General features: G+C 50.4%; 12 protein-coding genes. 11 read left to right on the forward strand and 1 reads right to left on the reverse strand.

Translation table 11 applies throughout. The features are described 5' to 3' along the window. The first annotated feature begins 64 nt into the window (after positions 1-64). The gene (locus ABEB26_RS04105) at positions 65-2662 is read left to right on the forward strand and encodes a C25 family cysteine peptidase (RefSeq protein ID WP_345720685.1); all 2598 of its coding nucleotides are present in this window, start codon (positions 65-67) and stop codon (positions 2660-2662) included. A gap of 461 nt (positions 2663-3123) precedes the next feature. Continuing rightward, positions 3124-3465, forward strand: coding sequence for a hypothetical protein (locus tag ABEB26_RS04110; RefSeq protein WP_012189196.1), 342 nt, complete (start codon positions 3124-3126; stop codon positions 3463-3465). Between the two features lie 356 nt (positions 3466-3821). Here the strand turns inward: ABEB26_RS04110 and ABEB26_RS04115 are convergent, their stop codons facing one another. Continuing rightward, positions 3822-4490, reverse strand: coding sequence for an RNA polymerase sigma factor (locus ABEB26_RS04115; RefSeq protein ID WP_345720687.1), 669 nt, complete (start codon positions 4488-4490; stop codon positions 3822-3824). A gap of 87 nt (positions 4491-4577) precedes the next feature. Here ABEB26_RS04115 and ABEB26_RS04120 point away from each other — a divergent pair, with 87 nt between their 5' ends. From ABEB26_RS04120 to ABEB26_RS04160, 9 genes are all read left to right on the forward strand, one after another. After that, positions 4578-5972, forward strand: a complete 1395-nt coding sequence (locus tag ABEB26_RS04120; protein ID WP_345720688.1) for an MBL fold metallo-hydrolase — start codon at positions 4578-4580, stop codon at positions 5970-5972. Then, complete coding sequence (locus ABEB26_RS04125) at positions 5969-6280, forward strand: rhodanese-like domain-containing protein (RefSeq protein ID WP_345720689.1); 312 nt, start codon at positions 5969-5971, stop codon at positions 6278-6280. Before ABEB26_RS04120 ends, ABEB26_RS04125 begins: the two co-directional genes overlap by 4 nt. A 21-nt stretch (positions 6281-6301) precedes the next feature. Next, entirely contained in the window at positions 6302-7060 is a 759-nt protein-coding gene (locus ABEB26_RS04130) for a sulfite exporter TauE/SafE family protein (RefSeq protein ID WP_345720690.1), read from the forward strand. Between the two features lie 118 nt (positions 7061-7178). Next, positions 7179-8255 carry a hydrogenase large subunit gene (locus tag ABEB26_RS04135; protein WP_345720691.1) on the forward strand — a complete coding sequence of 359 codons (1077 nt, stop codon included), beginning with the start codon at positions 7179-7181 and terminating at the stop codon, positions 8253-8255. A 3-nt stretch (positions 8256-8258) separates the two neighbouring features. Further along, on the forward strand, positions 8259-10112 hold the full coding sequence (locus tag ABEB26_RS04140; protein ID WP_345720692.1) for a hypothetical protein: 1854 nt from the start codon (positions 8259-8261) through the stop codon (positions 10110-10112). A 40-nt stretch (positions 10113-10152) separates the two neighbouring features. After that, a complete protein-coding gene (locus tag ABEB26_RS04145) occupies positions 10153-10902 on the forward strand; it encodes a hypothetical protein (protein ID WP_345720693.1) in 750 nt (249 codons plus the stop codon). Then, positions 10899-12353 carry a proton-conducting transporter transmembrane domain-containing protein gene (locus ABEB26_RS04150; RefSeq protein WP_345720694.1) on the forward strand — a complete coding sequence of 485 codons (1455 nt, stop codon included), beginning with the start codon at positions 10899-10901 and terminating at the stop codon, positions 12351-12353. The genes ABEB26_RS04145 and ABEB26_RS04150 overlap by 4 nt, the downstream gene beginning before the upstream one ends. A gap of 15 nt (positions 12354-12368) precedes the next feature. After that, positions 12369-12950: an RNA 2',3'-cyclic phosphodiesterase gene (gene thpR, locus ABEB26_RS04155; RefSeq protein ID WP_345720695.1), complete on the forward strand. Its 582-nt coding sequence runs from the start codon at positions 12369-12371 to the stop codon at positions 12948-12950. Further along, positions 12943-14160, forward strand: coding sequence for a glycosyltransferase family 87 protein (locus tag ABEB26_RS04160; RefSeq protein WP_345720696.1), 1218 nt, complete (start codon positions 12943-12945; stop codon positions 14158-14160). Before thpR ends, ABEB26_RS04160 begins: the two co-directional genes overlap by 8 nt. The last annotated feature ends 3 nt before the right edge of the window (positions 14161-14163 follow it).

Below are 14163 nucleotides of genomic sequence, written 5' to 3' on the forward strand. Positions count from 1 at the left end.
TCGGTAAGGGCTGGCTGGCATCATGCGAGTCAGCCCTTGATTTTTATACTGAGGATTGTGGCATATGTGGCGTTATCTTGCTCTTTTTGGCATTCTTTGTTCGTTCGCCTTCAATCCACCACAGCATGCCTCGGCTCAACCAGCAATTCACACTCGCGCAACCATTAATGAAACCCCCAATGGCCTGCAAATCGAATGGCAATCAGCCAAAGCAGTGCGGCCATTTGCCATTTTAGTGGGTGATGCTTGGCAATTTCAGCCAACGCTCCAAGCGCTCAGTCTCGATCACCAAAGCATCGATAAACTTGCCAATTTGCCAGCACCAGTGATTGTGTTGCGTGAAGGGCGTTTTCGTGGCCAACGCCTCGTCGTGCTCCAACCCCAAACGACATTCAACCAACAAACCATTACTCAAGCCACCGTCCATGTTAGTAATGCTCAATTGTTGAATGATCCAAATCGCTTGATCGATCAGCCATTTCAATTAACCCAAAGCGTGCCCAGCCCACAACCAGGCCAAGGCTGGCGCGTCACCGTCAGCCAAGCAGGCATGCAACAATTAACAGGCGCAAGTTTAGAGCAAGCAGGCATCAACCTCGCGACACTCGAACGCTATAGCCTGCAACTGTGGTATAAAAATCAACAACTAGCAATCGAGGAGCAAGGCACGCTTGATGGCAGCTTTGATCGCAACGATGCAATTTGGTTTTATTTGCCTAACCTTGGCGACCGTTGGAATGCTACCAGTAGTTTATGGCTCAAAATCGGGGCCGCCCACAGCAGCCCAAAAATTCAGCAAAGCACAATCGATCCAACAGGCTTGCCAACCAGCACCCAAGCCTACCAAACCAATATTTGGTATGCCCCCAAAATCTACGATTCGTTGCAGGCTGGCACTGATGGCGACCATTGGTTTAGCGCTGATTTAAAAGCAGGGCCAGATCTCAACCCAATCACTCAGCAAATTTGGCTCACCAGCACCTTGCCACTGGCGACTGGCCCAAGCACAGTTACCTTGAATGGCATCGTCTATACCAGCGCTGCTACTAGCGTGGCAATTACTAGCGGCCAACGCATCAATCTTAGTTTGAATAGCGGTATTTTCACTAAATCGGCCCAACTTGCGCCAAGCCAAAACCTACAACTGGCAATCGCCAACACCCAACAAATCAGCGGCATTTCACTTGATCGGCTGGTTTGGCAGCGGCCTGTGCAGCTCAATGCCAACTATCAATCGTTTCAATGGCAAGCATTACGTAAAGCCAATTATCAAATTAGCAACCAACCCAACCAAGCAGTCAGCTATAACGTGAGCAATCCATGGCATCCGCAGCGCATGCAATTTCAAAATAATACGCTGGCCGCCAATCCAGGTGATTATCTGCTGGTCAACCCTGCCAACATTCCGCAGTCCAGCATCCAACCTAGCGCCATCATTAATTGGGCCACACCCGCCAAAACAATCTATCTTGCGCCCAAACAATGGCATAGCCTCGTCCAACCATTGATCAATCGTCGTCAACAGCAAGGTTTACAACCATTATTGGTCGATGTGCAGGCGATTTATGATCGTTGGAGTAGTGGCAATGTTGACCCGTTGGCGATTCGTAATTTTATGCGCTACCTCGCCAGCACATGGCCGCAAGCACCAGAATCGTTGGTGCTGATTGGTGATGGCACGATCGATCCGCTGAATTATCTCGGTCGTAACAATCCCAATATGCTTCCACCATTGCCTGCTTACACCGACCCATGGCTTGGTGAAATCGCCTGCGACAGCTGTTTTGTCCAGCTTGATGGTGCAAATCCCTTAGATGACCCAATGCCCGACTTGCAAATTGGGCGCTTGCCAGCCAAAACCAGCGCCGAACTTAGCAATTTAATCAACAAAATCAGCGCCTACGAAAATGCGATAATCGATGTTCGTTGGCGTTCGCGTCAAGTATATATTGCCGATAACTACAAAACGGCCAGTGGTCAGGCCGATTATGCAGGCGATTTTGCGGCGCTCAGCGATGCCATGCTTAGTTATCAACCAAGTCAGTTGGATATTCAGCGCATCTATTACGATCCTTGGCGTAAAACGAACAACGGTCTACCGCAAACTGATCCTTGGCGGATTACCAACGCCGACCAAGCCCGTCAAAAAACCTTTGATCAACTCAATCAAGGCGCGGCGGTAGTGACCTACGTTGGGCATAGCCATCAATATCAATGGGCGATTACCGATTTGAGTAATAGCCAGCCCTACCTGTTGAGTTTGTATGACAGTGACCGCTTGCAAAATAGCCCAGCCTTGCCGATGATCTTGGAGATGACCTGTTTGACGAGCGCCTTTCAAACTCCCGCATGGAGTGGGACGAGCCTCGATGAACGTTTGGTGTTACAACCGCATGGTGGAGCAATTGCCACTTGGGGTTCATCAGGGTTAGGCGTGGCCCATGGTCATGATCTACTCAATGAAGGCTGGTGGCAACGCATGTGGAGCAACCCGCGCCAAACACAAATTGGTACGGGAGTACTAGCAGGCTTATTACACTTATTCAGCGATGGCGGTTGTTGCCAAGATAGCCTGCAAAGCTCGATTCTTTTGGGCGATCCCAACATTCTATTACAACACCAAGAGCGTCAAGCTATCTACCTACCAGCAATTGTCAAATAATCATATAGCTACAGAACTAGTGCTATCTAGGACTATCGGGCTACTCTCTTAAACTCCCCTCTTGCATCCAATGTGCCTAGGGAGTAGCTCATATATGCACCTGAATGATTCAACGGTTAAATCAGCTAAAAACCCTATTCTAGTCTTAGTATGATCAAACCTAGGATGAGCCAAATACCTATGTGGGGGATCTTTTGAGCGTGGGCGTATCCCTCATTTTCAAAAGCCATGACCTAAATCAAGATAGTACCTTTATGCTAGCTTTTTGGTGGCGTAAGCAGCTAAAGCTACTACTATAATGCAAATGCATTTATTCAACACTTGATACTTAATTCTTTACCAATATTCATGTACGTTCTTCGGAAGGGCATCGTTGACGATGTTTTGCGACGTAGAACTCTTTGGCTATGTGGCAAACATTTTTACCTCACCCAGCCATGCTGAGGAACTAGGAGCACCAGATGGTCGTTTTGATCACGGAGAGTAATGAGCTTCGCCAACGGTTTATCGACCGTTTTGAAGTTTTGGCCATGCCATTAATGGTGACAACGCCACGCATGATCAATGCATGCTTTCAACAATTTGTTCCCGAGCGGATTTTTGTCGATGCAAGTATCTGCACCCCTGGCTTAATTCGTTGGCTCGATCAATGCGACGATGCAGAAATTATTTTGATCGCCAATTCGCGTGGCTCGATTCGCCATGCACCACGTGGTGCGATTATGTATATTCACCCTTCGTTAGAACCAGAAGATATTGTGCCGCTCTTGCCACTACGCCAAGATGCCAATAGCGCCGCCTAAACTCATCCGAAGCCTGTTGATGTTCTCAAATCAACAGGCTTTAATGATTTTGTCCCACTTGTTTAAACCTCTGTCAATACTCATTTTCGTAGATACCCTAAATAATGCCAATCAAATTAACGTCTCTCCGCAGCATTATTTGGGGCTAGCTGCACTGTAGTAGCCCAAGCATTGCCCAACAATCATACCCAAGTGATAAGCGAATGATAGACCCACCCTTCATGCATACTCTGCACCTCTGCGTTAAATCAAAAGGCAACCCCTTGGATTGCCTAAATGCGGAATTTGGTTATTACTCTAAGCTACGAGGCCTAATAGTTCTCGCTGCCGATCCTCAACAGCCAATCACCAGCCCGCTATTTCGATGACTGGCGGGCTATTGACGGGCTAGGTTCAGCGGTGCATAGTGTTTCCAACATCTGATCGGTCAGATGATCGATCGCTGGCTCAGCCGTTTCGCTGCCCTGAGCCAAAATCTCGCGCAAGGCGGCACGCGCTCGATGTAACCGCACTTTCAACGCCGAGGGTGTTATCTGCAATAATTTGGCAGCTTCCTCGGTGCTGTAATGCTCAATATCACGGGCAATCAAGGCCGTCCGCAAGCTTTCGGGCAATTGCTCGATCGCGCTGCGTAATTCAGCACTCAACTCACGATCCAAAACCCATAATTCAGGCCGTGGGCTGGCACTCTCCAGATCAAACTGCTCGTCGATTGGCACGGTTTGTGCTCGCTTACGCCGCAACCGCATAAAACAGGTATTGACCACAATCCGTTGGAGCCACGCGCCCAACGCACCATCGCCACGATATTGCTCGATTTTACGGCAGGCTTCAATAAAGCTCTCTTGAATTACATCTTCGGCTTCATCGGCATCACCCACCATGCGGAGCGCCACATGATACAAACGTGAAGCATAGCGTTTTAGCAGGCAAGTACAAGCCATGCGCTCACGCCGCCGCAAGGCCTGAATCAACTCTGATTCCTCTTGATAGTAGGTGGCATCAATTTCCCATGGCTTTTGCATCGCAATTCCTTAACTGCAAACCAATCATGTAACCATTGTACAAGCAAACGCATCAAGAATATGTAACAGCAAAATGGAGGGTTGTCTATGTTTTTCCAACGGTTGTATCACGATGGTTTAGCCCAAGCAAGTTATTTAGTTGGTTGCCAAAAAACTGGCGAAGGTTTAGTCATCGATCCGCATCGTGATGGTGCAGTCTATTTGAATGCAGCGCAAGCGGCTGGTTTGCGGATTAGCGCAATCACCGAAACCCATATTCACGCCGATTTTGTCTCGGGCAGTCGCGAGTTGGCTCAGATCACAGGCGCAAAATTATATCTTTCGGCAGCAGGCACAGCGGCTTGGCAATATGCTTTTGCTAGTAGCACCCCCAATGTGCAATTGATCAACGATGGCGATAGCTGGATGGTTGGCAATTTGAAGATCGAGGTCTTGCACACCCCAGGCCATACGCCAGAACATGTGATTTTTATGCTCACCGACACGCCTGCTGGTGATGAGCCAATGGGCATTTTCACCGGCGATTTGTTGTTTGTTGGTGATGTTGGCCGCCCCGACTTGCTCGAAAAAGCCGCTGGAATTCAAGGCACGAGCGAGGCCGGAGCCAAAGATTTATTCAAATCGTTGCAGCGGGTCTATACCTTGCCCGATTTCTTGCAAGTTTGGCCGGGCCATGGTTCGGGCAGCGCTTGTGGCAAAGCACTGGGAGCCGTGCCGCAAAGTACCTTGGGCTACGAAAAGAAAGTTAATTGGGCTTTCAAATATCGCGACGAGGCTGATTTTGTGGCCGCCGTGCTTGATGGCCAGCCAACGCCACCGCCCTATTTCGCTGCGATGAAGCGCATCAACCGCGATGGGCCTGAGTTGCGCCCACAACGTTTGCCAGCCCTCAGCCTTGCCGAAATTAAGCTCGACAATCGCTTAGTTGTCGATTTGCGCTCGGCCAATGATTTTGCCCAAGCCAGCATTCCAGGGGCACTCAGCCTGACCAGCGGCGCAATGCTCAATCGTTGGGCTGGTTGGTTTGTCCCTGTCGCAAGCAAGGTTGTGTTAATTGGCACTGCCGAAGCGGCCAAAACCGCCCAAACTGAGCTAAGCATGATCGGAATCGATCAAATTGAGGGCTACATCACGCCCGATGTACTAGCCAAATGGCTCAAAACCAATCCAGCTCAAAGCTATCAACGGGTGTCAGCTGCTAATTTGCGCGAACAACTTGAGCAAGCGTTTGTGCTCGATGTGCGCACGCCCGAGGAATATGCCAACGGTCACCGAGCAAAAGCGGTCAATATTCCATTAAATGAATTACCCAAGCGCATCGCCGAAATTCCTAATGATCAACCTTTGATTGTGCATTGTCAGGCGGGCGGGCGTTCGCCAATCGCCATGAGTTTGCTCAAACCACATTTCAGCCAAGCCATGGTTGAGATGAGCGACGGTTGGAATGGTTGGTATCAATTGCAAAAGGAGCGTCACGTATGATCAACGAATTAAGTGTTCAAGAGCTACAAGTGTGGGCCAACCAACAAACGATCTTTTTGATCGATGTACGTGAGCCAGCCGAATATGCCACGGGCCATATTAAAGGCAGCAATTTGATGCCCTTGAGCCAGCTCAACAATTATCGCAATCAAATTCCGCATGATCGTCCAGTTGTCGTAGTTTGTCGCTCAGGCCAACGCAGCAGCATGGCCGCCCAATGGCTTGAGAGCAACGGTTGGATCAACATCTACAACACCCGTGGCGGCATGCTGGCTTGGAGCAAAGCTGGCTTACCTGAAGAGCGCTAGCAAGAGGATACCAACCAGATCATGAGTATTAGTTTGATTGGGCTAGCGCTGTTGGTCGGCGCTAGCATCGGCCTCACCTTAGGAATGTTGGGCGGCGGCGGCTCGATTTTGACCGTACCAGCCTTGGTATATGTGCTTGGACTAAGCGCTCACGACGCAACCACCAGTTCATTGGTGATTGTTGGTTTGAACGCCGCTTTTGGGGCATGGCTAAATTGTCGGCGCGGCCCGTGTATGTTGCGCCATGCTTTTGTATTTGGCGGCATCGGTTTGGGCGCAGCCTTTTTGGGCGCACGAGTTTCACAATACATTCCAGAGGTTTGGCTTTTGACGATGTTTGGTAGCCTAATGCTGATCATCGGCAGTATGATGTTACGACCCAAGGTACAAGCCAAAACCGACGAACAAACGATCGCTTGGCCAGCAGTGGTTATGGGTGGGCTAGGCGTTGGCTTTTTGACTGGATTCTTGGGCGTTGGCGGCGGATTTTTGATTGTGCCAGCCTTGGTGTTGTTGCTGCATATGCCAATGCGCACCGCCATTAGCTCATCGCTGATTGTGATTGCATTAAACAGTAGCGCTGGCATTTTGGGCCATTTGCAAGGCAGCCATTTTGATTGGACGCTGATTGGCCTGATTATTAGCGGCGGCGTGATTGGCAACTTGCTGGGCACACGCTTCGCTCAAAAAATCCAAGTTCAAACCCTACAACGCAGTTTTGCCTTCTTCGTAATTGCCCTCGGCATCTTCCTGGTGATTAAAAACTTCCCCTTAGCTTAATCGTAATGGCGCTGTTGTTGCGGCAGGAGCGCCATTTGCCAAACAATTCCACAGTATCGAGAAGCCTATGCTATAATCGGCAGGGTTGATGGTTCGTGATCTGTGTGAGGCATTGAGTTTGAGCTACGTTTTACCGCTTGGCCCGTTTCACCCCGACTGGCAAACCCCGATGCGCATGGTCTTACGGGTTGAGGGCGAACAGATTGCTGATGTTGAATTTCGTGATGGCTACACCAATCGCGGCATTAGCGAGCGTTTGACGCGCACCACCATTCCTCAGGGATTGCACCTTGTGAGCCATATTTGTGCCGCTGATAGCCATGCCCACTCGCTGGGATTTTGCTTGGCACTCGAACAACTACTTAAAATTAATGCTTCGGAACGAGCCGCTGCCTTGCGTTTGCTCGCCTGCGAAGTCGAACGCGCCACCGTCCATCTCAGCACAATGAAAGAAGTACTGACGATTTTGGGCTTGCAACGCGATGCTGACCATGTGCAAAAACTGCATCATGGCTTATTTGAAGTAATGCAACACTTATGCGGCACCAGTTCGCCGCCCAACTATATTGTGCCAGGTGGCGTGCGCCAAGATCTCAGCAGCAGCGAACAAGAATCGATGGCCTTACAATTTCGCCGCCTCGAACGCTTGATGTATCGCTTCGTTGATCGCTTTATCGATCATCGTGGGGTGTTGCGGCGCTGCGTGGGTGTTGGCGTGCTCAGTCGCGAGGCCGCTGAACAATTTGGGGTACGTGGGCCAATGGCACGAGCCGCAGGCATCGGCTTTGATGCCCGAATTGATCGAGCCTATGGCGCTTATGCGCAGTTTCCACCTAGTCGCGTAACCCAAGAGCGTGGCGACGTGTATGCCCGTTTAGTGATTTTCTCGCTAGAAGCCTTTGAAAGCCTTAAATTGGCAATTCGTGTGCTAGCCAATTTGCCCAGCGGCGATTGGGCTGGCAATGCACCCGACAGCGTACCCCAAGGCAGCGTTACCTCGAATATCGAATCGGCGCGAGGCACGCTACGCTATACCGTCCAAAGCAACGGGGTCAAATTAACCAGCGTGCGGATCGATGCACCACGCCAATTTGATCGCTTGATTGCCCGCACAATCTTGGCCGGAATGAACATCGACGACGCACCCTTAATTATCGCCTCGGCAAGTGCATGCACTGCCTGTAGCGAAGAATAACGCATGAACGGACAAACACTCCTCACCCTTGCGCCCTTTGGGCTGCTGATGATCATCGCTTTGGTCAGTTGGTTAACTGGTCAGCGTTTGCGCACGCGCTTGTTGGGCTTAATCGCTAGTGGCTTGACCCTAGTGGCGCTGGCAATTGTTTGGTGGCTCGCCCAAGGCGATTTACCACTCGATGTTGGGCAACGCGCTTGGCTAAGCAGCTATGGGGTTGGCCCCAACCCGCTGATGCGCTCGCTGCTAACCTTGCACCTTGATGGCTTGAGCTTACTGTTTGCTGCAATCACTTTATTGCTCGCCAGCATTGGCTTTGCCCACTTGGCCTTGGCCTTGGGGCGCGGCTTGGTTGGTTATGGTCGGCTCTGGTCGGGCATTGCAATTATGGTGTTTGGCAGTTTGCTGGGCATTTTAGCTGGCGATTTGCTGTTGTTGGCCTTTGGCTGGGGCTTAGCCTTATTGGGCAGCACCCTGGCTCGCCAAGTTGTGGGCAGCGATGATCAGCGTACACCTTCGGCCTTGGGCATGAGCGGATTAAGCGGCTTCGCAATTTTGGTCGCGGTGCTCAGTCAATCGGTGCGCCCCGAAGACGTGCTTGATGGCTCGTTTGTGATGGCCGATATTGGGGTTGGTCAATATTTGCGCACCTGGTTGCCGCTGGCTGTTGGGGTTGGCATTGCGCTCGGCTTCCCGCCATTTGGCCGCGTGCTGAGCGACGATGAAGATACTACACCAGCTTTGCATGGTTTGATCATCAGTGCAGGCGTGCCAGTTTTGGCGGTCTACACATTTTTGCGTTTCTTCGGGCTGAATCTTGGCACATGGCCGGAAGCATGGTTTGCCGCCTTGAGCTATGTTGGCGCTTTGGCCAGCATCGTTGGCGCAGCCTATGCCTTACGCGCAACCCGCTTTGGCCCCTTGGTTGGTTGGCAAGCAGTCGCGCAATGGGGCAATGTGGCCATGGCCTTGGGTCGCTACGAGCCAAATCTGCCACTCGGCGGCGAGCATAACACTGCCGTAGTGATGGCAACTCTCACAATCACGGTCACAACCTTGGTAGCAACCATGCTCGGAGCCATGGCCTTGGGCACGTTGGAACGCCGCAGTGGCAGCGACTTGATCGCCAAACAACCAGCCTTAGGCGCACCATTACGCGCCGCTGGTTTAGCCTATGCGCTTGCGACCGCCGCCGCCGTGGGCTTGCCTGCATTGCCAAGCTTTTGGGCACGCCGCTGGCTGATGGATTATACGGGCGCTGGCGGTTGGAGCATGGGAGTCTTTTTCGTTAGCAGTGGTTTGCTCTTGCTCTCATTTATTGGCTCGAATGCGCTGTTTTGGCGGGTCGATCCGCAACGACCTGTTACCCCAGTTGATGCTGGTCGAGCCAATGATGGTTTATTGCTCGGTTTGAGCTTGCCTTTGATTGGCCTCAGTTTGGCTCCCGAAATGTTGGTGTGGTTGTTGCAACCAACCTTGCGCACGTTGCAAGCAGTGCCTAGTCCAATGGATGATCTTGGGAGCATGAGTTGGGGCTTGCGCGGCAGTTTGGCACTTGGCTTTATCCTGTTACTCTTTGGATGTTTTCGCTCACAACGTCAGGCAATTATGCCTTGGAATGGTGGCGAACAGCCCGATCGCGATGACGGTACAGCCCATTTGCCAGCAGCAAGCAGCCGCATGCTTAGTGGGATCGCCGTTTTGGGTAACCCACGGCCAGCCTTGCGTCAAAGCCATGGCATCTTGCAAAGCCTCAGTAGCCGAATCGCCTGGGTTTTGCAATTCTTCAGCGGACGCTACTATCTAACTGGAATTCTGATCGCGGCCCTAACAATTGTCCTGTTATTAATGCAATAGAGGAAGCTTGGTCACTCGCCGTGACAAGCATAAACAGCCTATGACAATCACCATCTGGATTTTAATTACATTGCTGGTAGCCAGCGGCGCAGTCATCGCGATTATGCGTGATTGGCGCTTTAGCCTGATTGCGATCTTGGTTAATTATATTGCCCAAGGCTTGTTTATTGCCCAACAGCAATTTGTCGTGCCAGATTTGGTGATTGCTGGACGGCAGTTTAGCTCGCTAGTGTTTATCAAATTGATTACTGGCATTGGTGTAGCGATTATTCTCGGCATTACCGCGCTAACCTTCTCGCGCGAATATGGGCTTGAAGATCTTGATGAATTTTCCTTGGCTGAACTACGGCGGGCGGCACGGGTAGCTCAACGCGCCAGCAGCCAAGAAAATCGTAAATTCGGCGATTACATTGTGCCAATCTGGTCAACCGTGTTGGTTGGCTTGGCCAGTTTCTTCTTGCCCCGCGTGTTGCCATTAGCGGTTGAAATGTATCCCGACCAAGTGGGTTTGGCGCGGGCGATCGATTTTATGTGGTATTGGCAAGTGTTCATTGGCTTGATTAGCTTGGTGCTCGCAACCGATATTTTGAAAATTGGGCTAGGCTTGTTGCTCTGCCTCAGCGGCCTCGATTTGCTCTACACCACCTTGGCCAACCGGATTAATATTTTGGCGCTGGGAACACTCAGTTTGGTTACTCTGCTCTTGGCTTTGGCGATTGCCTACCTCAGCGGCTTGCTCTATGGCCGCTTCAAAACCTTGAATCTCAGTGAAACGGAGCGCCTGAAATGACCTTTTTGCTGATGTTTTGCTTGCCATTGGTCATGGCGGCGGTCTGTTTTGCCTTGCGCCAACAACAAGGGTTAGTCCAAATTTTGGCAATTGGCACAACAATTTTGCTCGGTTGGGTGATTTGGCAAGTGCCAGTTGACCAGCCACTGAGCATTGTTGGCGTGAGCATGACGGTGCGCGAAATCAACCGCTTGTTTTTGTTAGCGGTCGCAGGCAGCTTTGCAATCACCTTCATTGTGGCAACGCGGGTTGCCCATGGCGAAAATTTCGTGGTGATTGGCCTGATCATTTTTAGTTTGATCAACGCAGCCCTAACGATCGATGTTCAATCACCGTTTTTGATCACGCTGTTACTACTGGCCACGGGCTTGGCGATTATTTTGGCTCAAGTCGATTTGCCAATTGGCAGCTCAACCTTGCTGCGTGGTCGGGCGATTGGCAGTGGTTTGCGCTACTTGGTATTGATGTTGTTGGCGGGAGTTTTGCTGGCTTTATGTTTTGTGCTGGCCGACCTCGAAAATACCCCCGATCGTTTGAGCACCACCTCGTTGGCGCGACCATTATTGGCTTTGTTGATCGTCGGTATCAGCCTGCGTTTGGCAATTATTCCGTTTCATAGCTGGTTGCCCGATTTGCTTGAAGATTCGCCGCCACTGGTCGGCATTTTGATTGGTATGATCAATTTGGCAGCATTGCTCTTCTTGGTTTCAGCTTTTCAATTTTTGCTAGCACCAGGCTTGTTGACGCTTGATCCTGGGCGATTGCGCTTGGTACGCTTTTTCGCTCTTGGCTCAGCGATTGGCGGTAGTTTGCTGGCCATCCACGAACGTCCATCATTACGGCGCTTTTTGGCCATGTTGTTGATTTCCGACAGTGGCATGATGTTGTTCGGCGTGGTTTCTTCGACGACTGGTTTGACCGGAGCGCTGTTCCAAGCCTTCAACCAACTGGTTTTGAGCGTGGTGCTGTGGACAGCTGTAGCGCTGCTAGAGCGGCCTGAGCCTACTCGCGCGGCGGCTGGCGATGGCTGGTTGCGACGGCGGCCATGGGCTAGTGGCGTGTTTATTTGCGGCGTTTTGGCCTTGCTTGGCATTCCACCATTCAATGGCTTTGCCAGCCGTACCTTGCTCTACCAAGGAGCTGCTGAGGAAGGTCGCGGCTATCTAATTGCCTTGTTGATTGCCACGATGTTGGGAGCCTATGCTTTTGCCTTGGTATTGCGTGATCATTTCTTGGGTCGTGCGCCAGCGGCCATGCCCGAAGAAGATTTAACCGATTTTCGCGGCTTGGGGCTACCTCCACCACCGCCACAACGCACCGAACCATTGGGTGCAACCGCTGTGGCCGTGGCTTTGCTGGGAGTTTGCTTAGTAATTGGTTTGTACCCGCCGTTGGTGCTCGACCCAATTATTGAAGCAGTTCGCGGTCTCACCTTTGTACAATTCCTCTAAGCCCAAGGATAGCCCATGAGCGAGCAATGGCGGTGTTTTGTAGCGCTCGACTTGCCCAAGCCAATTCAGGCGCAACTCTTGGCGATCCAAACCGAATTACAGCAATTGGGCTTGCCAATTCGTTGGAGCAAGCCCGAAAATCTGCATTTAACCTTGCAATTTTTGGGCAATGTAGCAGTTGAACTGCTACCCGACTTGCAAACCAAGCTAACCCATGCCCTCGCTACCCAAACTGCGCCAATCCTCAGTTGTAATACGTGGGGCTATTTTCCCAATGCCAATCAGCCGCAAGTCGTTTGGGCTGGCTTTGAGCAATGGCCCAGCGATTTGCTGCAACTTCAGCAAGCGGTCGTTGCTTGCAGTAGCCAAATTGGCATCATTGCCGAAACCCGCCCATGGCATCCGCACATCACTTTGGGCTACATCAAAGAGCGTTTAACCAAACTCCAAATTACACAATTATCAAGCCAGTTACAAGCCAGTCAATGGTCAGTAATACCTGTGATATATGCAACCTGTCAACTCATGCGCAGCATAACCCAACCCCAAGCCAGCAGCTACCAATCCCTAGAGACCTGGAGAATCGATCATGCGTGATTATCGTTCAATGCTTACTCTGACCAATTTTATTATCGGCTTTTTCTTATTACTCAGTGGCTTTTTACTGGGCTTTGATCCAGCATCCTCGGATTACCCGAGTTTTTATATTGCAGGCGAAATTATTAAGGCCAATGAGGCCGATTTGCTGTACGATATGCCAACCCAAGCAATCTATCAAGCGCCATATCGTGAGTTTAATCCAAGCGTTATTGGTGATTTATTAATTTATGTCAATCCGCCACATACTGCTATTTTTATGGTTCCACTGACTTGGATTCCCTTTACGATCTCGTTTTTCGTTTGGTATGCGATTAATCTTGGCATTCTGGCGTATGTAATTTGGCTAATGTGGAATGACCTTGGTACGACCGAAAAGGCCAATAAATGGCTGATCGTAAGCGCAATTTTTGGGTTTCACACGATTGCCACAGTATTGTATCTCGGCACATTTTCGATTCTCATGCTGTTGGCAACCTATCAAATTTATCGCTCGACCCAACGTGAGCAATGGTTTAAAGCGGCTTTTTGGCTCTTTTTAGCAACCTTTAAATTCCAATTTGTGTTGTTTATCGGTTTATGGCTGGTCATTCAACGCTATTGGCGAGCCTTATTCTGGTTTGCTCTAATCAGCCTTGGCTTTGTGGGCCTGAGCAGTTTAATTTGGGGCTGGGCAATGTGGCCAAATTATTTGGCCAGCGGTAACACCATGCTCAATCTGTTTGATCAAAATGGCATCAAACCAAGCCAAACCTATACCTTGCGTGGAACCTTAGCCTTGTGGTTTGGCCCAGAAAACAAACCATTGATCAATACAGCTTCACAAATTGGCTTAGGTTTGGCAGCCTTGGGTTTTGCTGGGCTGATCTGGCGTTCAGCCAAACATCCGCTACAACAAGCCTGGAATTATAGCCTAGCTGTAACCTTGGGAGCCTTATTTTCCTTGCATATGTATGGTCACGATGCCATGCTTTATATCACACCAGTGCTACTGCTGTTCCAACTCTATCAACAACGCCAACAACCAACGTGGCTGCCAAAATATTGTTTAGCCTTGCCATGGCTCAGTTTAGTGGGCAATTCGATTCTGTTGAATGGTGAATTGGGCATACGTTTACCAACCTTGGTTGCAGCAAGTTTGTTAATTGTCATTATTCGTTTGCGCCAACTCTACCAATCGATCGAGCTTAAGCCAGCAACCATCAGCTAAAAC

The organism is Herpetosiphon gulosus (assembly GCF_039545135.1).
Lineage (GTDB): Bacteria > Chloroflexota > Chloroflexia > Chloroflexales > Herpetosiphonaceae > Herpetosiphon > Herpetosiphon gulosus.